At 55.2% G+C, this 22,770-nt stretch carries 26 protein-coding genes and 1 tRNA gene; 15 read left to right on the top strand and 12 right to left on the bottom strand.

Annotated features, from left to right (window positions below):
* The first annotated feature begins 2 nt into the window (after positions 1-2).
* From ACR0L3_RS02125 to ACR0L3_RS02110, 4 genes are all read left to right on the top strand, one after another.
* On the top strand, positions 3-731 hold the full coding sequence (locus ACR0L3_RS02125; RefSeq protein ID WP_480743261.1) for a TSUP family transporter: 729 nt from the start codon (positions 3-5) through the stop codon (positions 729-731).
* A gap of 16 nt (positions 732-747) precedes the next feature.
* Positions 748-1,764 (top strand): D-cysteine desulfhydrase family protein, encoded by a 1,017-nt coding sequence (locus tag ACR0L3_RS02120; protein ID WP_480743259.1) that lies wholly within the window; start codon positions 748-750, stop codon positions 1,762-1,764.
* A 48-nt stretch (positions 1,765-1,812) separates the two neighbouring features.
* On the top strand, positions 1,813-2,157 hold the full coding sequence (locus ACR0L3_RS02115) for a RidA family protein (RefSeq protein WP_480743258.1): 345 nt from the start codon (positions 1,813-1,815) through the stop codon (positions 2,155-2,157).
* A gap of 421 nt (positions 2,158-2,578) precedes the next feature.
* On the top strand, positions 2,579-2,857 hold the full coding sequence (locus ACR0L3_RS02110) for a hypothetical protein (RefSeq protein ID WP_480743257.1): 279 nt from the start codon (positions 2,579-2,581) through the stop codon (positions 2,855-2,857).
* Between the two features lie 374 nt (positions 2,858-3,231).
* On the opposite strand, the gene ACR0L3_RS02105 is transcribed toward ACR0L3_RS02110, so the two are convergent.
* Positions 3,232-3,321: transfer RNA gene (locus ACR0L3_RS02105), tRNA-Ser, on the bottom strand.
* Between the two features lie 201 nt (positions 3,322-3,522).
* On the opposite strand from ACR0L3_RS02105, the gene ACR0L3_RS02100 reads away from it, so the two are divergent.
* The 8 genes from ACR0L3_RS02100 (at position 3,523) to ACR0L3_RS02065 (ending at position 11,174) form a co-directional block, all read left to right on the top strand.
* Positions 3,523-4,896 carry an SPOR domain-containing protein gene (locus tag ACR0L3_RS02100; RefSeq protein ID WP_480743255.1) on the top strand — a complete coding sequence of 458 codons (1,374 nt, stop codon included), beginning with the start codon at positions 3,523-3,525 and terminating at the stop codon, positions 4,894-4,896.
* Positions 4,897-4,913: 17 nt separating this feature from the next.
* The gene (locus ACR0L3_RS02095; protein ID WP_480743253.1) at positions 4,914-6,080 is read left to right on the top strand and encodes a D-alanyl-D-alanine carboxypeptidase family protein; all 1,167 of its coding nucleotides are present in this window, start codon (positions 4,914-4,916) and stop codon (positions 6,078-6,080) included.
* The gene (tmk, locus tag ACR0L3_RS02090) at positions 6,077-6,700 is read left to right on the top strand and encodes a dTMP kinase (RefSeq protein WP_480743251.1); all 624 of its coding nucleotides are present in this window, start codon (positions 6,077-6,079) and stop codon (positions 6,698-6,700) included. The genes ACR0L3_RS02095 and tmk overlap by 4 nt, the downstream gene beginning before the upstream one ends.
* A 10-nt stretch (positions 6,701-6,710) precedes the next feature.
* Entirely contained in the window at positions 6,711-7,832 is a 1,122-nt protein-coding gene (locus tag ACR0L3_RS02085) for a DNA polymerase III subunit delta' (protein WP_480743249.1), read from the top strand.
* On the top strand, positions 7,829-8,635 hold the full coding sequence (locus ACR0L3_RS02080; RefSeq protein ID WP_480743248.1) for a TatD family hydrolase: 807 nt from the start codon (positions 7,829-7,831) through the stop codon (positions 8,633-8,635). The genes ACR0L3_RS02085 and ACR0L3_RS02080 overlap by 4 nt, the downstream gene beginning before the upstream one ends.
* Entirely contained in the window at positions 8,632-9,429 is a 798-nt protein-coding gene (locus ACR0L3_RS02075; protein ID WP_480743246.1) for an MBL fold metallo-hydrolase, read from the top strand. The genes ACR0L3_RS02080 and ACR0L3_RS02075 overlap by 4 nt, the downstream gene beginning before the upstream one ends.
* Before the next feature lie 42 nt (positions 9,430-9,471).
* Positions 9,472-10,404: an AEC family transporter gene (locus ACR0L3_RS02070; protein WP_480743245.1), complete on the top strand. Its 933-nt coding sequence runs from the start codon at positions 9,472-9,474 to the stop codon at positions 10,402-10,404.
* Between the two features lie 71 nt (positions 10,405-10,475).
* Positions 10,476-11,174, top strand: coding sequence for a CbiX/SirB N-terminal domain-containing protein (locus ACR0L3_RS02065; RefSeq protein ID WP_480743243.1), 699 nt, complete (start codon positions 10,476-10,478; stop codon positions 11,172-11,174).
* Between the two features lie 26 nt (positions 11,175-11,200).
* Here the strand turns inward: ACR0L3_RS02065 and ACR0L3_RS02060 are convergent, their stop codons facing one another.
* The 5 genes from ACR0L3_RS02060 to ACR0L3_RS02040 form a co-directional block, all read right to left on the bottom strand.
* Positions 11,201-12,223, bottom strand: a complete 1,023-nt coding sequence (locus ACR0L3_RS02060; protein ID WP_480743241.1) for a GGDEF domain-containing protein — start codon at positions 12,221-12,223, stop codon at positions 11,201-11,203.
* Positions 12,220-12,807 carry a heme NO-binding domain-containing protein gene (locus ACR0L3_RS02055; protein ID WP_480743239.1) on the bottom strand — a complete coding sequence of 196 codons (588 nt, stop codon included), beginning with the start codon at positions 12,805-12,807 and terminating at the stop codon, positions 12,220-12,222. The genes ACR0L3_RS02060 and ACR0L3_RS02055 overlap by 4 nt, the downstream gene beginning before the upstream one ends.
* Positions 12,808-12,927: 120 nt before the next feature.
* Positions 12,928-14,487: a trimethylamine methyltransferase family protein gene (locus ACR0L3_RS02050; RefSeq protein ID WP_480743237.1), complete on the bottom strand. Its 1,560-nt coding sequence runs from the start codon at positions 14,485-14,487 to the stop codon at positions 12,928-12,930.
* A gap of 86 nt (positions 14,488-14,573) precedes the next feature.
* A complete protein-coding gene (locus ACR0L3_RS02045) occupies positions 14,574-15,299 on the bottom strand; it encodes an HAD family hydrolase (protein WP_480743236.1) in 726 nt (241 codons plus the stop codon).
* A gap of 25 nt (positions 15,300-15,324) precedes the next feature.
* A complete protein-coding gene (locus tag ACR0L3_RS02040; protein WP_480743234.1) occupies positions 15,325-15,609 on the bottom strand; it encodes a DUF3572 domain-containing protein in 285 nt (94 codons plus the stop codon).
* Positions 15,610-15,695: 86 nt separating this feature from the next.
* Between ACR0L3_RS02040 and ACR0L3_RS02035 the strand changes: the two genes are divergently transcribed.
* Entirely contained in the window at positions 15,696-17,090 is a 1,395-nt protein-coding gene (locus ACR0L3_RS02035; RefSeq protein WP_480743232.1) for a diguanylate cyclase, read from the top strand.
* Between the two features lie 5 nt (positions 17,091-17,095).
* Here ACR0L3_RS02035 and ACR0L3_RS02030 read toward each other — a convergent pair whose 3' ends face one another.
* Genes ACR0L3_RS02030 through ACR0L3_RS02015 form a run of 4 tightly spaced genes read right to left on the bottom strand, consistent with a single transcriptional unit; the run spans position 17,096 to position 18,994 of the window.
* Positions 17,096-17,569, bottom strand: coding sequence for a periplasmic heavy metal sensor (locus ACR0L3_RS02030; protein WP_480743231.1), 474 nt, complete (start codon positions 17,567-17,569; stop codon positions 17,096-17,098).
* The gene (locus ACR0L3_RS02025) at positions 17,566-17,916 is read right to left on the bottom strand and encodes a hypothetical protein (RefSeq protein WP_480743229.1); all 351 of its coding nucleotides are present in this window, start codon (positions 17,914-17,916) and stop codon (positions 17,566-17,568) included. The genes ACR0L3_RS02030 and ACR0L3_RS02025 overlap by 4 nt, the downstream gene beginning before the upstream one ends.
* Positions 17,909-18,520: an RNA polymerase sigma factor gene (locus ACR0L3_RS02020; protein ID WP_480743228.1), complete on the bottom strand. Its 612-nt coding sequence runs from the start codon at positions 18,518-18,520 to the stop codon at positions 17,909-17,911. The genes ACR0L3_RS02025 and ACR0L3_RS02020 overlap by 8 nt, the downstream gene beginning before the upstream one ends.
* A 6-nt stretch (positions 18,521-18,526) precedes the next feature.
* Entirely contained in the window at positions 18,527-18,994 is a 468-nt protein-coding gene (locus tag ACR0L3_RS02015) for an EF-hand domain-containing protein (RefSeq protein WP_480743226.1), read from the bottom strand.
* Between the two features lie 198 nt (positions 18,995-19,192).
* Between ACR0L3_RS02015 and ACR0L3_RS02010 the strand changes: the two genes are divergently transcribed.
* Both ACR0L3_RS02010 and ACR0L3_RS02005 read left to right on the top strand, forming a co-directional pair.
* Entirely contained in the window at positions 19,193-19,591 is a 399-nt protein-coding gene (locus ACR0L3_RS02010; RefSeq protein ID WP_480743224.1) for a DUF983 domain-containing protein, read from the top strand.
* Positions 19,592-19,616: 25 nt separating this feature from the next.
* Positions 19,617-20,318 (top strand): NUDIX hydrolase, encoded by a 702-nt coding sequence (locus tag ACR0L3_RS02005; RefSeq protein ID WP_480743222.1) that lies wholly within the window; start codon positions 19,617-19,619, stop codon positions 20,316-20,318.
* 3 nt (positions 20,319-20,321) lie between these two features.
* On the opposite strand, the gene ACR0L3_RS02000 is transcribed toward ACR0L3_RS02005, so the two are convergent.
* Both ACR0L3_RS02000 and ACR0L3_RS01995 read right to left on the bottom strand, forming a co-directional pair.
* Positions 20,322-21,989 carry a ribonuclease J gene (locus ACR0L3_RS02000; protein WP_480743221.1) on the bottom strand — a complete coding sequence of 556 codons (1,668 nt, stop codon included), beginning with the start codon at positions 21,987-21,989 and terminating at the stop codon, positions 20,322-20,324.
* Complete coding sequence (locus ACR0L3_RS01995) at positions 21,986-22,765, bottom strand: type III pantothenate kinase (protein WP_480743219.1); 780 nt, start codon at positions 22,763-22,765, stop codon at positions 21,986-21,988. Before ACR0L3_RS01995 ends, ACR0L3_RS02000 begins: the two co-directional genes overlap by 4 nt.
* Positions 22,766-22,770: the final 5 nt, after the last annotated feature.

The raw sequence follows: 22,770 nt of genomic DNA, 5'->3' as shown, positions 1-22,770 counted from the left end.
ATGTGTCCGTTGACCTTGCCATCCTGATGGCTGCCATCAGCCTTGGCGCAATGCTGCAAGTCGGCGTTGGTATTGGGTTTAGCATAATTGCGGGGCCGCCGATGATGATCATGCTTGGGACATCAACGGCGGTTCCCGTACTGCTGCTGTTGAACACCGTTGTTTCAGCGGTGGCAACAGACCAGCACGTGCTCAAGGCCGATAGACACACAATTCGAACGGCAATCATTGGATGCCTCATCGGCGTGGTTGCAGGTCTCGCTATCTACCCCTTGTTGAGCGAAGCCTTTGTCCTTGGTTTGACAGCCAGCCTGTTGCTGGTTGGGTTTCTTACGACATTGCTGCCCTTGCGCCGCTCAATTGGAACGGCGGGGTTTTCAGTTATCTCGGGATTTTCCGGGCTGGCGACCGTATGGGCAGCGACTCCGGGTCCTCTTATGGTTTTCGGTTTGATTGCTAAAGGCCGCCCAGCGAAAGAGGTTGCAAAGTTAGTTCAACCCATTGCACTGGTGGCGTACGGCATCGCATTCCTGTTGCACAGTCTGTCCGAGACGCAAGCACTTGCCTATGGCCCGCGGCTATGGGGCTTTGTCGCGCTTACACTGTTCGGCAGCTTTTTGGGCCGAGCCGTTGGGCCCCATTTACCGCAGACCTTGGTCACAACGGCTATCCGTGTGGTTTCTCTGATAGCCTGCGGCGTTCTCTTTCATCGCGCATTTGCAATCGCGTAAACTCGAAGGGCAGACGATGACACAAGACAACAATCTACACAGATTTCCTCGTGCCCAACTCATGTCAGGTCCAACCCCTTTGGAGCGGCTGGACAGATTATCTTCGGAATTGGGCATCGACCTCTGGCTCAAACGCGATGACCTGACCGGGCTTGGGTTCGGTGGCAATAAAACGCGGCAGCTTGAGTTCTACTTTGGCGATGCCCTCCAACAAGGTGCTGACACCATACTGATCACCGGCGCAGTACAGTCAAACTTTGTTCGGTCCGCTGCAGCCGCCGCAGCAAAACTGGGCATGCAATCCGTCCTGCAACTGGAAGAGCGTGTGTCGGATATGGGCGAGGAGTACTACAGGTCTGGGAATGTGTTGCTGGCACAAATTCTGCGTGCCGAACACATGACCTACCCAGAGGGCGAGGACGAAGCCGGTGCGGACGCTGCGTTGCACGCGCGTGCGGACGAACTGAAGGCGCAAGGGCGCAAACCTTATGTCATTCATCTAGGTTTAAACCATCCGCCTTTGGGTGCTTTGGGCTACGTCGTCGCTGGACAAGAATTGTGTCATCAGATGCCTGATATCGAGGCGGTTGTCGTGCCCTCAGGTAGTGGAGCCACACATGGAGGCTTGTTGACCGGACTGGCGCTGGCAGAGAATTACTCTTCTGTATTTGGCGTCTGCGTGCGCCGGGATCGCGACAAGCAACAAGCTCGAATGGATACTGTCTTGCAGAAACTGGCGGACTTGCTGGACATCGACGCAGCGCCTTTGCAAGACAGGATCAATGTTCTGGATGACGCACTCTCCCCCGGTTACGGCAAGCTAAGTGGAATGACCCGGGCGGCCTTGGAAAAGATGGCGCGCACCGAAGGAATATTCCTTGACCCCGTCTATACCGCGAAAACCTTCGCAGGGTTGTTGCACTTGGTGCGCACAGGACGCATTCAACCCAGTCAGAAAGTTGTCATGCTGCACACGGGCGGGTTGCCTGCACTCTTCGGGTACCAAAACGAGTTGGTAAACAACCCATCCTAATTCCACCCAAAACTACTACAAAATTCACTAACAGGAATAACTCGAAACATGACCATTACCCGGATCGAAACCGGCCAACGCATGAGCCGGATCGTCAAGCACAACGGCGTTGCCTACCTTTGCGGCCAGACATCGGACGCATCTACCGTAGCTGAACAAACACGTGATATCCTAGCAAAGGTTGAAGACCTTTTGACAAAAGCCGGCAGCGATAAGACCCGTATTCTGAAATGCGAAATATGGCTCGCTGACATGGCAGATTTTGCTGAGATGAATGCCGTTTGGGACGCCTGGGTACCCGAAGGCCACGCTCCAGCCCGCGCCTGCGGAGAGGCCAAACTTGCCCGTAGTGTATTGAAGGTTGAAATGATTGTGACGGCAGCCTGTGACTGAACCGCTACCGGGAGTGTTCGAATGATCGGCGAAGCGGCATTCTATGTATAGCAGGCGTAAGTCCTCAGTTAACGCGCCGTTTCTTGCGAAAAAGTACTACTTGCTCCCAACTTGCGGTCCCATTGGCATTTCCGATGGGCGAGAATCTCTCGTTTGCACGTTGTAAAAAGAACGGCTTTTTATTCTGCGCACCAGACCTGCAATCGCGATCTTAAGCGGCAGCCCAAGCGCAATGCCTATTCCGCAGACGGTTAAGCCTTGAGCAGCCAATTTCAAGCCACAAACTCTTAGCATTAGATGCCCACTCTGAAGATCAGGAGTATATTTTGCTGCCGATCATCTACACCCGGATCTCACCCACATCACCACATCTTTCGATCTGCGCCGCCGCGGCGTTGAGGCCAAGGTCATCGCCGGAGACATGGCACCCCAACCCGATCCCCACCTCCGGACCATGCTGATCCGCGCTCATGGTTGGGCCCGTGATTTGAAAGCCGGAGTTCAACTGATGGAAATTGCGCGCCGCGAAAGCGTCCCCGGCGCCTTCCTCCGCACCCGCGCCCAGCTCGCGTTTCTCTCACCGAAGATTCAAGCCGCGATTCTCGACGGGACCCAGCCGCCCGAACTCACACTCAAGCGTCTGGTCAGCGTGACACATTCACTTGATTGGGCTGAACAGGAGAGCCAGTTCGGCTTCTGACACCTCCAGATCCGGAGTCCCTGATACAGGGTTCGCCCTCCCTGATCCGATAAAACATTTCCCTGTTCGCTCAAGAGAATTCCCTGTTTCACGTTTTAGGGAATTTGCAACATAAGCCATTGGAAAAATAGAGTTGTGACATCTGGAATGCCGGGTTTCAGACCTGTTTAACGAAAATTTCCTGTAAATTGCAGGTTATCAGGGAAATCCAGCCCAAAGCGACCCCGCCAAAATGCGGCACTGAGACTTGGGCCTGAATTGCACTCTGAGTGTACGGTCTGCTCAGTCTCTGATTGAAAGCGCATGCGCCAACTCGCGGGAATTGCGGCACAATTCTGGATCAGAAAATTCGACTGAAGTGAGACGGGTATGAGTGGCGGGGAGACAGGGATTCGAACCCTGGGGACGCTCTCACGCCCAACGGTTTTCAAGACCGCCGCATTCGACCACTCTGCCACCTCCCCGTCGAAGGCAGGGTCTAAGGCCAACTTGGAACGGTGGCAAGAGCAAATAGGGAAATATCGCCTAAGCACGCTCAGCAGCCTTTCCATGAACCGTTGCGCGCGTTATGATTTCCTTGAGGACCGTGACAGACCGGCAAAATAATACCGGCACGTGGCGGCGGGGTCTTGGAGACGAGCCCCCTTCAGGCAAGGGATGACAAAATGAAACGAGCGACTGAGACACGCGCAAAATCGCGATCGTTTGCGGTACTGGTCGTAGCGTTGGCAGTTCTGGCCGGTTGTGACGAAGCGTTGTCACCGGATGCAGTTTCGTCTGACGCTTCGACAGCAGACGCACAGAACAACAACCCTGTTGAATTGTTCCCGGATGCATCAGCAGGATCGGGAAAAACGGTAGAAGCCCCGGAAGTCTTTAACGTGACAGAAGCGGGATTGTGGGATGGGCGCCCTTCTCTGGGTGGTATTTGGGTGGCTCACCCGGATGTGACACAGCCTGAACGCGTTGTTATCAAGAACACGGCAAACAACAAATCCATTAACGGCGCTCTGTTCCGGCGCGAGAGGAACTTGCCCGGCCCGGCATTGCAACTGTCATCCGCTGCCGCAGAACAGCTCGGTATCCTTGCTGGATCTCCGACTAAGGTCGAGGTCATCGCCCTCCGACGCAAGCCAGTTGAGAAAAAAGAGGCCGAGCCGGAAAAGGCATCTGCCACTCAAACCGCGACAAACGCATCTACTGACAAAGACGCCAAAAACGAAGACAACGCAGTCGAAACGGCATCCGCCGAAGGGGAAAAGCCTGCCAAGCGCAAATGGTGGCAAAAGAAGGAAACTGTTGCAGTAGCAGGCGCAGCCGGAGCGACTGCCGCGGCGGCGAGTGATACGGCGTCCGATGCAACCGAAGCAACATCCGAAAAGGCTGCCGATACTTCATCTGATAGTATTGCTACGGAAGAGCTGTCTGAGACCGAAGCCACCCAAGCTGAAGGAAAACCCGCGAAACGAAAATGGTGGCAAAAGAAGGAAACAGTTGCTGCAACAGGCACGGCAGGTGCTGCTGCGGCGGCGACGGCTGAGGACGCAACCGAGGCGGCCCCAGCGCCGGTTGAAGAAGCTGTTGAAGCACCTACTGAGACCACCCCGACCGCGAGTCTGTCAGACCCTGAGGTTACACCGCCTGAGGGCACAGCCAAAAAACGCAAATGGTGGCAAAAGAAAGACCCCGATGCAATTACGGAGACACCTCTGGATCCCATTGAAGGGGCCGCTGCCGCAATTGAAGCGTCTGCACCAACACCGGTCAGTTCTAACGCAGCCGCTGCAGAACCGGTTTCCCGATCTCTGACCAAGCCGTTTGTGCAAGTTGGAACTTTCAATGTTGAGGAAAACGCCCAGAGTGCTGCGTCCAAGATAGAACGGAACGGAATACCCGCGCGTGTTCGGGAACTAAAGACCGGCGACAAAACAGTCTGGCGCGTACTTGTTGGCCCCGCCAACAGCCGCTCAGAACGCAACGCGATGCAAAGCGACGTCAAAGACCTTGGATTTACTGACGCGTTCACCGTCAAAAACTGAAGCAAAGGAGGCCCCCAGTGCTGTCCTCACTGAGATCATCCGTTTTCACTCTCGGGTTGGCATTGTTTGCCCTGCCCGTCCATGCTTTTGATACAACCGCGCGCGCGGCTTATGTTATTGACCAGACAACTGGAACCGTTCTGCTTTCCAAAGAAGCCGATCAACCCTTGCCGCCTGCATCGATGTCCAAATTGATGACTCTCTATGTGGCGTTCGAAGCGTTGCGAGATGGTCGCCTGACGCTGGATGAAACCCTTCCGGTTTCAGAGCACGCGATGAGTTACGGTGGCTCGACCATGTTCCTGAATACACAGGATCGCGTCCGTGTCGAAGATCTGTTGCGCGGGATCATCGTCCTGTCTGGAAATGACGCTTGTGTGGTGATTGCCGAAGCACTCAGCCCTGACGGGACCGAGGCCGGGTTTGCCCGCTACATGACCCAGCGCGCCCAACAGATGGGAATGGATCATTCAAACTTTGCCAATTCCAACGGCTGGCCTGCCGCAGGACACATGATGTCCGTTCATGACCTGGCTGTGCTAGCAAACCGGCTGATTTCGGATTTTCCGGAATATTACCCATTGTTCGCCGAGGAAGAATTTGAATTCGATGGCCGCGCGCCATCCAACAAGCGCAACCGCAACCCGCTTCTTAAACTTGGAATCGGTGCCGACGGTCTAAAAACCGGCCACACTCAAGAGGCCGGGTATGGCCTTGTAGGCTCGGCCAAACAAGGAGACCGCCGCGTGATCTTCGTGCTCACTGGCCTCGACAGCACCGGTATACGGGCAGAGGAGGCTGAGGCCGTGGTTAACTGGTCGTTTCGAAATTTTGTCGAGAGGGAAGTTGCCAACGCGGATACGCCAATAGCCGACGCGCAGGTATGGATGGGCGCACAGAAAACCGTTGGGTTGGTGCCTGAAGAGGATCTGTCTCTGCTATTCCCTGTGTTGGGCGATAAGAATATCGAGGCCGAGGTCGTCTATGACGGTCCTATCAACGCTCCGATTGAAAAGGGTCAGCAATTGGCCGAGCTGGTCATCAAACCCGAAGGATTGCCGGAAATTCGCAGACCTTTGGTGGCTGCTGAAAGCGTACCGGCCGGAGGGTTTGTAGTGCGCATGATGACCGTAGGTGGAATCGTTCTGACTGATGTAATCGGCAACCCTCTGGATGCATTGTGACAAGAACTGGGTTGTTTCTAACCTTCGAAGGCATTGACGGATCGGGCAAATCCTCGCAGGCGCGAATGTTGGCCGAGCGATTACGCGAATTGGGTCATGACGTCGTCCTGACACGAGAACCCGGTGGCTCTGCCGGGGCCGAAGAAATCCGCCGTTTGGTTTTGGAAGGTGACCCCGATCGCTGGTCTGCCGAAACGGAACTTTTGCTGTTTACCGCTGCGCGGCGGGATCATCTGGAACGCACCATTGAGCCGGCGCTGGCCGCAGGCAAGATCGTAATTTGCGATCGCTTCGCCGACAGCACTCGCATGTACCAAGGGTTATCACGTGGCGATCTGCGCGGGCTGGTTGATCAATTGCACACGCTCATGATTGGGCGTGAGCCAGACTTGACGCTACTGATCGACATGGATCCTCAAATGGGCCTGTCTCGCGCCAAGGGAAGACAAGGCACCGAAGAACGCTTCGAAGACTTCGGCATTGAGCTGCAAAACAAGATGCGGGCTGGATTTCTGGCATTGGCCAAAGAATTCTCTAACCGGTTTCGGGTGATTGACGGCAACCGGGACATAGACAGCGTTGCACAGGATGTGACAGAAATCGTCCTGCAAACTTTGTGACAGGCAATTGATGAGCGACGACACTCCTTCCCCGGATCAGGCCCCTGGAGCGCCGCACCCACGTGAAACCCAGCACTTGTTCGGTCAAAGCGAGGCTGAACAAGCGTTTCTGAGTGCCTATACCTCGGATAGGTTGCATCACGGTTGGTTGCTGACCGGCCCGCGCGGGGTCGGCAAAGCGACGCTTGCCTGGCGGATCGCTCGGTTTCTGCTAGCAACTCCTCCTGCTGAGGATGACGGGCTATTCGGCGCGCCTCCGCCGCCTGAATCCCTGAGTATTGATCCCGAACACCCAGTTGCGCGTCGTATTCTGGCAGGGGCCGAGCCAGGCCTTGCCCCCATCACCCGGTCCCTGAACGATAAGGAGCGATTGCGCAACGAAATCGTCGTCGATGACATCCGCAAGTTGGGAAAGTTCTTCGGTCTGTCTTCCGCAGATGGCGGTCGACGGGTGGTTATAGTGGACTCAGCGGATGAAATGAACGTCAGCGCAGCCAATGCCCTGCTGAAAATGCTGGAAGAGCCGCCTGCGCGCACCACTTTATTGCTGGTTTCACACCAGCCTTCGCGTTTGTTGCCAACGATCCGATCCCGCTGCCGCACATTGCGCTTGTCACCGTTGGGTACTGACGACATGCAGGCCGCCCTTGTTCAAACCGGTGCGGAACTAGTTGCCCAGACCGACCATCTGACGGCACTGGCAGCAGGATCCGTAGGAGATGCGGTGCGTCTGATCAATTTGGGCGGGTTAGAGATTTACGCCGAACTGATCGCCATTCTAGGCACCCTGCCCCGGATGGATCGCCAACGCGCGCTGGCCTTGGCTGAGGCCGCCGCCCAACGCGGAGCTGCCGACCGGTTCGAGCTGTTGCTCAACTTGATTGATTTAGCCTTGTCGCGCCTTGCCCTAACCGGTGCGACCGGTGTGCCACCCACCCCCGAGGCTGCCCCGAACGAAGCTGAAACGCTCGCCCGCCTGTCAAATTCGCCGCATCAGGCCCGTCGATGGGCCGAAGTTGCCGCGACAATCACAGCCCGCGCACGCCATGGTCAGGCGGTGAACCTTGACCCTGCCGCTCTGGTCCTAGATACGGTGTTCAAGATACAGGAAACCGCCGGTCAGAGCAGATGAGCGACACCCCCCAAATCACCGATAGCCATTGCCATTTGGATTTCCCCGATTTTGAGGGGCAGTTGGATCAGATCATCGCAAACGCCGCCGAAGCGGGCGTCACACGCATGGTCACGATCTGCACACGCCTACGCAACGAGCCCACCGTCCGCGCAATTGCCGAGGCACACGCACCTGTCTTCTATGCCGCGGGCACCCATCCCATGAGCGCAGCTGAAGAGCCAATGGCCACCGTCGATGAGCTGGTTGAACTGTCCCAAAACCCCAAATTTGTTGGCATTGGTGAATCCGGACTGGATTACCACTACACTGCCGACAGCGCCGAAGTGCAAAAGCAATCTTTGCGAATTCACATAGAGGCCGCCCAGCGCACCGGCCTACCGTTGATCATTCACGCTCGTGCGGCCGACGACGATATGGCTCGCATCCTTGCCGAGGAGCATCGCAACGCACCTTACTCATGCGTCATGCACTGCTTTTCTTCCTCGGCCGAACTGGCTGCAGCCGCGTTGGACCTTGGATTTTACTTGTCCATGTCGGGTATTGCCGCCTTTCCAAAAAGCCAGGAGCTGCGCGATATCTTTGCGGCCGCTCCAATCGACCGCATTCTGGTAGAAACCGATGCACCCTACCTTGCCCCACCACCATATCGGGGAAAACGTAACGAACCGGCCTACACCGCTCATACGGCCCGAAAAGGCGCCGAAGTCTTTGGAATGACTTACGCCGATTTCGCAGCCCAAACCCAGGCCAATTTCGAAAGCCTGTTTACCAAGGTTGCGACCTACAAGGCAGCTGCATGACCGAATTGCGCTGCACCATTTTGGGCTGCGGATCATCCGGCGGCGTACCTCGATTGGGTGGGCATTGGGGAGATTGTGACCCGCAAAACCCGCGCAATATCCGGCTTCGCTGTTCAATGCTGGTTGAACGCGACGGTCCCGAGGGCACCACATCCGTCCTGATCGACACTACACCTGATATGCGCACCCAGTTGCTGAGCAGCGGAACCGGGCGGCTGGATGGCGTTGTCTACACCCATTCGCACGCCGACCATGTCCACGGCATCGACGATCTGCGAATGATTGTGTTCAATATGAAGGAACGCGTCCCGGTTTGGGCCGACGGTGACACCCAGAACGCGCTGCTTAGCAGGTTTGGTTACGCCTTTATCCAGCCGGAAGGCTCGCCCTACCCGCCAATTCTGGACCTAAAGTCTATCGACGGACCGTTCGAGGTTCACGGTCCCGGCGGTCCGATCCCGTTTCATCCCTTCAAGGTCAACCACGGCTCAATCGACTCGCTCGGATTCAGGATGGGCAAATTGGTTTACCTACCGGATGTGGCGGAAATTTACGAAGACGCGTGGGAGATGATGGTTGGGCTTGATTGTCTGGTCATTGATGCCTTGCGACGGTCACCGCACCCCACTCACGCGCATTTGGAAAAAACGCTGGAGTGGATCGAACAGTTAAAACCAAATCGCGCGGTGTTGACCAACATGCATATCGACCTCGACTACGCCACAGTCGAGGCTGAAACCGCTGAAAATATCACCCCTGCCTATGATGGTATGGTGATCCGCCAGGCTTTGTAGAGTTCGTTTGATGCAGGCTTCGCGATCATCCGGGATAGCAACATGCTGCAAAGCCTAATTGACGTTGTCTTGCCAGTTTTTCTGGTGATCGGAGCCGGCTATTCGGCAACGTTTTTTGGGTATTTCAAGGAAATCCATATCGACGGATTGATGAAGTTTACCCAGAGCTTCGCAATCCCCTGTCTTCTGTTTTTTGCCATTTCCCATTTGGATTTGAGCACCAGCTTTGACCCTCGGTTGCTGGCCAGCTTTTACACTGCAGCCGCACTAAGTTTCACCGCCGGACTGTTTGGTGCCCGCCTTATTTTTCGACGTGAATGGGAAGATTGCGTCGCCATTGGGTTTTGCTGCCTGTTTTCGAACTCGGTCCTACTGGGACTGCCAATTACCGAGCGTGCATATGGGCCCGAGAACTTGGCTGGGAACTATGCGATCATCGCCTTCCATGCCCCGTTTTGCTATTGCATCGGTATCACGGTGATGGAGATTGTGCGAAACCGCGGAAATGGCGGCAAGCAAACGGTCCAGTCAGTGCTGACCGCAATGTTTCGCAATGCGCTGATTCTTGGTATCGCACTTGGATTTATCGTGAACCTGTCCGGCATCACGATACCTGCGGTCGTGGACGACGCACTTGGTCTGGTGACCCAAGCTGCATTACCCTGCGCCCTATTCGCAATGGGCGGGGCACTGGTCAAGTACAAGCCCGAAGGCGACCTGCGCACGATAGCCTATGTGTGCGGCATTTCATTGTTACTACACCCCAGCCTCACGTGGCTGTTCGGCTCTTCGGCGGGACTGCCACAAGACTTGCTCCGCTCTGGCGTTCTGACTTCGGCCATGGCACCCGGATTCAACGCCTATATCTTTGCCAATATGTACGGCCGAGCCAAACGGGTTGCAGCGTCATCCGTTCTTATTGGAACGGCAGCCTCAATTTTAACTGTCTGGCTTTGGCTGAATCTTTTGGGCTGACCTTGGCATAGTTCGGATTGACATTGGCGCTTGGGGAAACACCTATCGGAGAACCAGACAGGATTCTACGAATGCCCCACGCCCTCATCGTCACCCACGGCCAACCATCGGACCCGGCTCCGGCAGAACAGAAACTAGCTGCCTATGCCGCTGAGGTGGACGCATTATGTGAAGACGTCACAGTGGGCTCAGCGACACTTGCTGCGCCGGGGATGTTCGAACAGCGCATATCGGAACTGCCGGATACTGCCGTGATTTACCCACTTTTCATGGCGAAAGGGTGGTTTGTGACCAGCGCCTTACCTAAACGTCTGGCGGGGCGAGATTTACGCATTCTTGATCCACTTGGCATTGATCCAAATTTGCCCGTTTTGGTTGCCGAGGCGCTACGAGACAGGTTGCGACAAAACCGATGGGCGCCAGAAGAGACCGATTTGGTTCTGGCGGCTCATGGCTCAGGCCGCAGCCGCAATCCGTCCGCCGTCGCGCGAGCATTTGCTGTTGAATTGGAGCAGCAAATAACGTTTCGATCGATCCGCCCTGGATTTGTCGAGGAAGCCCCGTCAATCGCAGAGGCCGCATCGGGTGTATCAACTCAGGCTGTTTGCCTTCCCTATTTTGCATGCACTGGCGGCCATGTACTGGAAGACGTTCCACAAGAACTTGAAGCGGCTAATTTCAAGGGCCAAGTCATGCCTGTTGTCGGAGAGTTGCCCCGGATCAAAGAGCATATAGCAGCCACTCTGACGTGTGCGTTTTATTCCACTTGATTGTTTCGCCGAGAATTTAGTCGCGGTTAATCCAAAGTCACGCCAGGGGCAGTTTCATCCTGGCGAAGGTCCATAAGCTTTGAATAAAGACAGTGCCGAGATCTGCCCTTCCGCTTAGCTTCATACAGAGCCAGATCGGCGGCATTCAGGATTTCGGCAGCTTTCGGAGGTGTAAACTGCGTGGACAAAGCCGTGCCAATGCTGGCTGAAATCCGACAGGTGTTACTTTCGAAGGCCATTGGCATTTGCAGCCGCTCAATAAGGCGTTCCGCGATGGCTGTCAGGACATCTTCATCCGACAGACCCTTAAAAATAATCACGAATTCATCCCCACCAATACGAGCAACCGTATCGTCAGTGCGGGTTTCTTCAATCATTATACTGGCAGCCTGCTGCAACACAAAATCACCTGCAGCGTGCCCGTATTGATCATTGACCGACTTAAAGAAATCCAAATCCAGGTGCATCATCGCAAAAGGCGAATTACCCGAGACCAAATGTCCCAATACTACATCCATCGCCCTACGGTTTTTTAGCCCGGTAAGCATGTCGGTAAAGGCTTGTTCCTCGGCCGCAAGCATCGCACCCTGCAACCGCAGGTTTAACGACCGCGAAGCTTCCATTGCGGCAGATTTCGCCTCGACCAGATACAACAATTCGATGGCCAGATCAGTACCCGAAAAATCTGCGCTGGTCAGAGAATAGTCGCGCACCGCTTCCAGAATTGAGATACCGAACGACAGGTTGATGACCGCGCCTTTGCCCAGCGGCAGTGGTGCAATCAGACCCTTCAACGCAGTGCGTGGAGCGTCATAGAATTTTAGATGCACCTTGGCTCCGTTCAAAGGCATCAGTGCAGAAAGGTCTGTCACCGAGCGCGGGCGAACCAGCTCAAAAACATCGAGAAACTTTTTACCTACCATCAGTAGGTTGGGACGCAACTTTTGCAATGTCGGGCCTACGCGCGTTATCTGGCCATCTTCGTCCACCAAAACGAACATAGGGCAAAGCGTCTCCAGTAGATCGGCCAAATCGCGTGTATCCATCATGATTTCCTTGCCCCAAGGTCGAAATGGCGCCCCTCGGCAAAGGCACTTTCAACAAGCACCACTGAAATCACTTCTGTCTCACCTTCTCGGCCATCATGAGAAAGCATGGCCAAAGCACCGTAGTCGTCGGCCATGGCGCGCAAAATCCCGACCATCACGCTGGAATAGCCGGGCAGACCTGAATAGCAGACCAACTGGTAGTCAGTCGGGCTGTTTTCAATAAGCTCCAATGGCGGCAGGTATAGGTCAGAGACGGCCAACCGCACACGGTCAGCCAAATCGTCCAGAGAATGCAAAAAATCCACGTAGTTTACGCCACCGAACCGCAGCAGGCGGCGCAAACCTTCCATATTTGGGTGCGAGACCAAGTAGGTACCCAGGTCTTCTAGGATTTCCGCGCTCGTGCGACCTAAGTCAGCGCATAGCGAGTCCAAAACCTTTGCTGTCACGTTGTCGTCGTAAACAAGCATGGCCTCGAACTCTATCAAACCCAGCTCGGCCGCTTCCGTCACTCGCAACCAGCATGATTGCCCATACGTCGCGCATACAAACGACTGAACCGCCCGATTAATCAGACCATGCATGAAACACCCCAGATAGATTTACATTCAATCTGTTCTGAGATTCCTTAACAAAATGCCAAGATAGGGTGTCGGATACCGATAATCTGAACAAGTTTCACAGTGGAAGCGCTTGGTGCGAAACTAGAAATCCGTTGGTGCCCCACCCTCAGCCTTGCGGCGTGCTACGAAATCGGCCAGCTCTTCCCTAATTCCGTCATCCATCGGTGGCGCTTCGAAGCTGGTGATAATTTCCTTGAACATGTGATGGGCGCGTTCCGCTGTCCATATGCCACCTGCCACATTCCAGCCTTCGAAGTTTTTCCAATCGCTGAGGAACGGTTGATAGAAGGCCGTCGTGTATCGGTCCTGCGTATGCTGGATACCAAAGAAATGGCCGTCATTGCCCACCGCGCGGATCGCATCCAACGCGATTTCATCCGGGCCCGTTGCTGTGATCTCGGGCTGCATATACCGCTGAATTTGCTGTAAAATCTCGCAATCCATGATGAACTTCTCGGGGCTGGCGATCAGGCCGCCCTCAAGCCACCCGGCCGCGTGATAGACCATGTTGGTGCCCGACTGAACGGCCGCCCACAATGAGTTCGATGTCTCCCAAACCGATTGCCCATCAGGCACATTCGCAGCACAAACACCTGACGAACGCATCGGCAGGCCATAGAACCGCGCCATCTGCCCCGTCATCTGGGTTGAGCGCATATATTCCGGAGTCCCAAAAGCCGGAGCACCGGACTTCATATCAACATTCGAGGTAAACGTTCCGATAACGCAAGGAATACCCGGTCGAACATATTGGAACAGGGCAATTGCACAAAGGGCCTCGGCCAAAGATTGTGCCACAGCTCCGGCCATCGTCACGGGCGCCATCGCCCCGGCCAAGGTGAACGGGGTCACCACGATAGCCTGTCCCCGTCGCGCCAAACGCAAACACCCGTCGATCATCGGATGGTCGTGTTTCAACGGTGAGGTCGAGTTTATGTTGGTATACATTCGCGGCGTGGCTTCGAACTCTTCGTGGCTCAGACCGCCAGCGATGCGGACCATTTCCATGACATCCTCGACCCGCTCTTTACCAAGCGAATAGGCATGCATCGCTTTGTCGGTTAGAGTCAGCTTGTCATAGAGCACATCCAAATGTCGGACGCTGGCATGGATGTCCACTGGCTCTACCGGGTAGCCTCCCGCGAAATGAATGCAATTGAAATACTGTGTCAGTTTCAGAAGGTTGCGACACATTTCCCGGTTTCCAGGAACCTTTGTACCTATCTCCATATCCCAATAGTTCGGCGGCGAAGACACGTTGCCAAACACCATATTCTTGCCGCCAATCTCAATCGTGCGGTCGGTATTTCGCGGTGTGATCGTAAAGCTGGATGGCGCTTTACCCACCATCTCCATGACAAAGTCACGGCCTATGCGCACGTTGTCGCCTTCGACAATACAACCCGCTTCGCGGAGAATGTCCTTGGCTTCCTCGTTATAAAACTCGATCCCAATCTCTTCGAGAATGCGCATGGCCCCCTCGTGGATCGCCTCAATCCCGTCCTGATCCAGCGGTTCGGTCGGGCGATCGATATTGACCGGAGGGTTGAAGGGCATCTGATCGATCACCGCGCTGCCCCTGCGTTCGGCGGCCCCAGCCCGTCCGCCTCCACGACGCCTACGAGTTTTTGTGTCAGCCATCTTTTCCTCCGGAACTTGCTTGACCCTATGCAAGCCCCGAAGCCGGGTGTCTGGCCGCTCTATCTGCGACAGGTTTTGTCGGTTTTTTATTCCGAAGCGCCGAAATTGACTCGGCCAAGCCCAGTTTTTGACAACCAATCAGGGATACACCCAATATCAGGCAGCACTACATCCGCCATCGGTGCCAGTGCTTCAGCCCCAGCAATCCCAGTTAGAACACCGATAGTGGTCATTCCAGCGGCGCGTCCTGCTTGCAGATCGTGCAGGCTGTCCCCGACCATAGCTACGTTCTCTGGCGCTACACCGACATGAGTTGCAAATGCCAATAACTGACCCGGACCCGGTTTATACCCATGGCCACTGTCATACCCGGCCACAAAATCGAAATGTTCGTGAATTCCTACTGAAGCCAAGTGCTGCAACGCTGGTGCCTCGCTGTCATTGGTCGCCACACCCAGCTTGAGTCCTGCTTGTCGTAATCCTTCCAGAAAGGGAACCAATGGAACGGCTTGAGCTTGGGGTGCCGCGGCTGCTTCGGTGTTCAGTACATCGACCATTTCCTCAAGCGACATGTTTGGCACATGTTCCGCAAGAACCTCGGCGATTTCCTCGACTGTTTCGGCGATGACGATGCTGTCTTCGGCATAGGTGGCCGTTTCAAGATCAAAACCGATGGCACGCCCCAATTCGGCCGCCTGCTTGTGATCTCCATCTGCCAAGCGCAGCACTAAGTTTCGTCCGAAAGCACCCCATGTGTTCGCAAAGTCAAACAGGGTTCCATCCTTGTCGAACAGGATCGCATCTATGGACATTATTTGCTCCGGCAAAGTGGTTGATTTAGGTCCAGTGGACGTCGGCGGCACCGGACAGCACCGCACGAGCCTGACCCGGCAGGTCGTAGGGTACGGAATTCGCATCACAAAAATCGATCACCCAGGAATCGTCAAGCATCAGAAATTCCAGAACAGAACCAAGGAATTCAGGCTCACCCGCTCGGTCCCGTAGATCCTGGGACGATGCTCCGGTCGAGCCCAAGAACACAGGCAACAATTCATCATTGCTGACGAGCCACCCCAGAACATTCAAAGCCAAGGTTTCAGCAGACTGGGTGGAAATCGACATTAATGGCCCCGCATCAGATCTTGGAAAGGGTTTGTTAACCAGACTCATAAACACTTTGGCAACGCATGCAATCAATGGTGACTCATATGTCCGCGCAAGGAACAATCCTTGTCCTCGATGGGACTTCAACCAATCGCATCATGCTGAAGGTTCAGCTGACCGCGGCGTGGTATCACGTCGTACAAGGCGAACGGCTTCAGGGCTTGGCAAGCCTTTTGCGGCGCAGCAAACCTGACCTCGTGCTGACCTCTCAAACCTTGCCGGATGGTACTGCAGCGGACGTTAAAAAAATGGTTTTGGCCAACCCGGAACTGATCGACGTTCCGGTCGTTGCAATTGCGCTGCAAAACGACAAGGCTGCCCAGCTGAAGGCGCTATCTGACGGGTTAGATGACGTTCTAGCTTACCCGTTCAAAGATACATTCCTTTTGGCCCGAGTTCGCAGTCTCTTGCGCACGCAAGCCGAAACACAAGATCTGCAGATCAACATCGCGTCGAATCCGATCGGTTTTGCCGAACCTGGCAACGCGTCAATTATGCCTCCCAAAGCTGCCCGTATTGCAATTCTAACGCAGTCGTCTCGAACTGGGGCCCTGTGGCAAAACGCTTTGTCAAAACAAACTCATTACAGCTTGTCCGCGCATACTGCGTCAAACCTTCGAAGTATATTGTCGGGACCTATACCTGATGCCATATTGCTTGAGGTCAGCGGCTGCCCGTCAGGACTGCAGCTGCTGGCGGATTTGAAGTCTCGCGGGATAACGCGCCACACCGTATTGATCGGCGTTCTGGAAAACGGGGACGCAGAATTGGCAGCAGAAGCACTGGATCGTGGCATCGATGCAGTATGCATGGCTGGCTTCTGCCCGGACGAAATCCTTTTGAGACTTGAGAACCAGATTGCACGCAAAACCTTGAGGGATCATATGCGTGCATCGTTACAACGGGGGATTGTCGAGTCTTGGGTCGACCCATTGACTGGGTTACACAATCGACGTTTTGCGATGAGTGCCATTGATCAGATGGCTCATCAATCCGCCCGGAAAGGCCAAAGTTTGGCGCTGATGCTGGCCGACATTGACCACTTTAAATCGGTCAACGACACGTTTGGCCACGCCGCCGGCGATAGTGTTTTGGCCGAGGCAGCTACGCGCATGGCGCAAACTGTTGGCTCGGACGGCTTTGTTGCTCGGATTGGGGGCGAGGAGTTCATGATCGGCCTTTCGAACACGACGCAGGTCAAGGCCTTAGAGCTGGCGCGAAACCTGTGTGACTGTATTCGAGCAGACCCATTCGACGTGCCAGGCACCCCGGATCCGATTTCAGTCACAATCAGCATTGGATTGACCGCCACCCAACCAGCAGGGCAAACCCAATCAGATCAGCCCGCTCAGTTGGACAGTCTGATCCAATCCGCCGACACCGCGCTTTATGCTGCTAAGACCGGTGGTCGTGACCAGGTTCAACAAAACACGACCTGATTGACCTAGTCCTTATGTTTGCGCCCATGTGGCTTGCGCTTCACCACCTCTTGTAGCCGATCCGCATAGGCCTGACGTTCGGCATCTGTCATTGCAGTGACCCGTGCGAGCCATTTTTCCTGCAGCGCACTTTGCATTTCGACCATCGACTGCGCCTGTTGCTGCAATAGCGACTGCACAGCAGACGGATCAAATGGGTCCGCTCGCAAAGCTGCCTCTAACTTGGCAAAATCCTGAGACCGCAGTTTAGCGCCCCTGACATGCCGCTCTGATAGCTCCCCACGCAGTGACTTGCGATCCTCTTTGGGCAAGGCACGATACAACGCTGGCCCAAATCCCGGTGGTGTCTTGCTATGATCACTGCCTTTGACCCTGTAAACCGTGCCCAAGGCAACCCCAGCGACCAATAGGTTTAGCGCCAGTGATACGGTCAACAAAACCGTTACCCACCGTCTTTTGGGCTTGGCATTATCGGTCATTCAGCGTCCTCCAGGAATGTTGTATCAAATCCAAGATCAGCAACTACAAAGCTGGTGTCCTGCGGATAAAGTAGGGGCGCTGCATCAGGCAAAAAGTCAGGTGCTGAAAAGCCAATCCAGACACCGGCAGCGCTGGCTGCAACCAAACCACCCATGCTTTGCCACCCCCCGATGCCATCCAAAATGCGCGCCAGTACACCCCGTTGCCGCACAACAAGTTTCGTCCGTTCAAGACGTACAGCCTCGGCGTCTGTCAGAATGCGCACTGCCAGGTCATCTGGCAAAGTGGGTCGGGTCTGCCGGGCTTGGGCAAACAACTGATCTAGTTCCATATCGTCTTCAGTCATCATCGTACCCCAATTCATCCTGCCGTTTGGCCAATATCGCAGCCAAAGCACGTTTTCCACGGGCGGTAAGGCTTTCCACTGCTTCCGTCGAAACACCCATGATCCCGGCAATCTCGGGGTTGGGCAATTCCTCGATATGCCGCAAGATAACAGCTTGTCTCTGACGGTCCGGCAACTGCGACAACGCCATCTGCAATGCATCCTTGCGCGCCGCTTCTTGTAAGCGATCTACCGCGCTGAGTTCTTCATTTTGTGGTTCGGGCACGTCATCAAGACTGTCCGGTCGCTTCTTACGTTGCACGTCCACGCAAAGGTTCAAGGTAACGCGATAAAGCCAAGTAGACACCTTGGCCTGCCCCGTCTCCCATTTCGGTGCCATCTGCCATAGGCGCATCATGGCGTCCTGCGTCACATCTTCTGCCTCGGCCCGGTTTCCCAACATCCGAAGAGCCACTGAAAAGCATCGAGGTCCCAGCCGATCTGTCAACTCGCGCGCCGCCAATTCATCACCTTCCGCGAACTGCCGCAGTAAGGCATCATCCGACGTGTTCGCGGCGCAATCAGTGCCGCGAACGTCTTGCAATGGGGAGGTCAGATCCTCCATCCTTTATCAGCTGTCGTCAGAGTCCGCCTTGCCGTGCTTTTTGTGCTTTCGGCCCATCCGCTCTTTCGCATCACTATATTCCTGCTCCGAGATTGTCCCGCTGTTATCCGCGTCGATACGGTCAAACATCTTGCCACCACGGCGCGGCTTGGGCAACTCGTCGTCAGTTAGAAAACCGTCCTTGTTTGCGTCGTGCCTTTCGAACATCTTCGTTGCACGTTCGTTGGCATTTTGCTGAGCTGCGGCCTGCATTTCCTCGACGCTCAACTTACCATCACCATCGGTATCAGCCTTAGTGAATCGCTGCATCCGGTGGTTTTCCAATTCTTCTTGTGTCAGTTGACCATCACTATTGGCATCCAGTTCCTGAAAGCTTACTGGTTCGCGATCTTTTGGTCCGGCAGCCAGAACAGAAGTTCCCGTGACTGCAACGGCCGAGATAAGAATGACCGGAATAAATTTGACAACTTGCATATCGTTTTTCCTTTGCTTTGCGGCCCCATCGCCGCTGCTCACATTGGTTCAAACGGAAGGCCACGGCGGTTCCGTCGCAAAAAATGCAAAAAACTTCACAACGACCAGCTGTCATCCGGCGTCACAAAGCGACGCACCCCCTTTTCTGCGCGATAAAACAAGCGCATTATCTCGCTCAAACGAAAGCGCGAGTTTCAAATGACTGATCAGACCATCGACACAACGGCTGAGAACGACCGTCCGACGTGGCCCGCATTGGTCAAAGGCTTCCGTTGCCGTTGCCCGAAATGTGGTGAGGGCAAGATTCTCAAAAGCTATCTGAAGGTCAAAGACAACTGCGACAGTTGCGGACAAGAGCTGTTTCACCACCGGGCGGATGACGGTCCGGCCTACCTGACTATCCTACTCGTAGGTCATCTTTTGGCCCCGGCCTTGCATGTGACCTATGTGGAATTCCGCCCCGAACCACTGACCATGTTCATGATCTTTGCAATCGGCTGCACGGCTCTGTCGCTGTTCTTGCTCCCTCGTCTAAAAGGTGCTGTTGTCGCTTATCAATGGGCGCGTCGTATGCACGGATTTGAAGAAATCCGATGATCCAGGTCAAGGGACCACACTGCACATGAGTGAAGACAAAACGGCAATTCGGGATGCGGCAACTGTCATCGTCCTACGGAACCGGCTGACCGAACCGTCAATACTGATGGGTCAACGGGGCGCGAAAGCCGTTTTCATGCCGAACAAATTCGTATTTCCCGGCGGTGCCGTAGATCCAGAGGACGGCACTGTACCTCTGGCTTCGACACTACCTGAGGTGTGCACCAAGCGACTGGATGAAAAGTCTGAACCAGGTTTGCAGAACGCATTGGCTGCTGCTGCGATCCGTGAACTTTGGGAAGAGACCGGGCTAATATTGGGCGAACCGGGCGGCTGGAGCGGAAAAATCCCCAAGGATTGGCAAGGTTTTGCAGGTTCCGGTTTTCGCCCTGCTGCAAGCGCGTTGCAATTCGTGTTCCGCGCAGTAACCCCGCCAGGTCGTCCACGACGGTTTGATGCGAGGTTCTTTCTGGTCGATGCCAGCGCAATAACGGGCGACCTGGACGATTTCAGCCGCGCATCTGATGAATTGTCTCACCTGCAATGGGTGCCGCTCGACCGTGCCCGAGAGTTGGACTTGCCCTTCATCACAGAGGTCGTTCTGGCTGAGATAGCGGCACGAGTTTCAGATCCCGAGCCGCCCGAAAATGTGCCCCTTTACCTGCATACCGAGGAACAAAGCATGTTCCTGCAGCTCAAGGGTTATCCGATGCCAGACGTAGACTAGGCTTCACTTCATCCGGCTGATCACCGTGGTCACCTCGGGCTTTTTGCCAATCTCGGCCTTTGCCGTCTGGCGAACGATGCGGCGCATGGCTTCTTCCAGCTTGTCATCATCGCGCAAAGTCTTGGCTTCAGCACGCATAAGGAACTGGTTCAGGTACTCTTCCAGCACCTCGACCAGTGCGGCGCGGGACGTTCCGATCTCGGGCAGACCCATCGTGTCGCACCATGGCTCGCCCAGTGGTTCGTCCTCTTCGTCCAGAATGACTGTTACCGTCACGTGCCCGTTCAGCGCCATGCGAATGCGGTCGCGCACAATACCGTCCAAGGCGCCAATCTTGACGGTTCCATCAAGATAAGTACGGCCAGTTTCGATGTAATCCACCACCTGCGGCGCGTCACCCGTCAGATCAACCATTGTTCCGTTCACCGCCAGAATACCGGTGCGCCCGCCTGCTTCGGCCAGCTTGACATGTTCGCGCAAATGCCGGTGCTCACCATGCATCGGAACAACCAACTGAGGGTCAATCAACGCATGCACTTTTTCAAGATCAGGTCGGTTAGCGTGGCCCGACACGTGGTACAGGCCCGAGCTGTCGTCCACCACATCCACACCCTTTTCACTGAGCTGGTTCATGATAAAGATCACGCCGCGTTCATTTCCAGGGATGGTTTTGGACGAGAATAAGAAAAGATCACCTTCTTTAAGCTCTATACCGCGATATTTACCCCGAGCCAGTTGCGCACTGGCAGCGCGGCGCTCGCCCTGACTTCCGGTAACGATCAGCATTAGGTTCTGGCGTGGCAGATCCACTGCCTCTTCGGCGCTGACGACTTTAGGAAAATCTGAGAGAATTCCCGTTTCGGTCGCGGCTTCGATCATCCGCCGCATTGCGCGGCCCAACAACACAACTGAACGCCCGGCGCGTTGCCCTGCTTCGGCCAGCGTTTTCACCCGCGCAACGTTTGACGCAAAGGTGGTCGCCACGACCATACCTTCGGCCCTTTCAACCAAGCTGGTGATCTCAGGGCCCACTTCCGATTCCGAGCGACCGGCATGGGGAGAAAAAACGTTGGTGCTGTCGCACACCAACGCTTTCACGCCGGGTTTTGCGACCTCGGTCCACAGATCGGGATCAAAGGGTTCGCCCACAATTGGGTTAGCGTCGAGTTTAAAGTCGCCGGTATGCACAATACGCCCAGCAGGCGTATCAATCACCAGAGCAGCGCTTTCCGGGATTGAGTGCGAGACCGGCAAGAACCCAATCGTGAACGGCCCAACTTTGGTCTGCTCAGGCCAAGCCGAAACCGTACGAACTGCATCTTCGGGGTGGCCATGCTCTTCCATCTTGCGACGCGCGATGTTGGCGGTGAAGGCTCGCGCGTAGATCGGGGCACCCAATGCTTCGTAACAATGCGCTACGGCTCCGACGTGATCCTCATGCGCGTGGGTGACGAAAACAGCATCAAGCCGATCGGCCCTTTCCTGCAACCACGAAATATCGGCATGGATCAAGTCAACGCCGGGCGTTGTATCCATGTCGGGGAAAGTCACACCAAGATCGACAAGGATCAGACGTTCCTGCCCCGGTTTACCATAACCATAGACATACGCGTTCATCCCAATTTCGCCCGCGCCACCCAGCGGCAGATAGATCAGTCGTTCACTGCTCATGTTGAGCCATTATCCTTGTTATAGCGATGGATCACGGTCAGCCCGTGCATCGTCAGATCGTCTTCAATCACGTCAAACCCGACATCTGCCTGATCGAACAAAGGCGCAAGCCCACCGGTACCGACCACTTTCATCTGCATACCGTATTCCGCTTTGATCCGAGCAATTAGACCTTCGATCAAACCGGAATAGCCCCAATACACGCCAGATTGGATGCAGCCAACCGTATTCGTCCCGATCACCTTTTCCGGACGGGTGATGTCGATATGCGGTAACGCCGCCGCCCCCTGATGTAGCGCCTCAAGGCTCAGATTTACGCCCGGCGCAATGATGCCGCCAACATAGGCCCCATCCGACGCCACAACGTCGAAATTCGTAGCAGTACCGAAATCGACGACCACAATGTCGCCTCCGTGCCGGTCGAACGCACCCACAGCATTTGCCAACCGATCAGGGCCGGGAACTGTCCCTTCGTCAACGCGTGGCGCCACGGGCAAAAGGCACTCAGGCTTGCCCACAACCAGCGGTCTGCAGCCAAAGAACCGGTCCGCGAAGATGCGGAGGTTGAACACCACGCGTGGCACGGTCGAAGCAATTACGACATCGGTAATATCCGCTTCGATCCCATAGTGCTTCACCAGCGTTGAATACCAAGTGAAATAAGCGTCTGCCGTACGCGAATGGTGGGTCGAGGTCCGGAGAGTGCACAGAAACTGTTCGCCATCCCAGATCGAGAAAACGGTATTGGTGTTGCCGCAGTCAATTGCCAGAAGCATCTGAG

The sequence above is a fragment of the Ruegeria sp. CK1 genome, assembly GCF_056536545.1.
The sequence above is the reverse complement of the archived record's forward strand: the minus strand, read 5'-3'. Positions and strand labels throughout refer to the sequence as shown.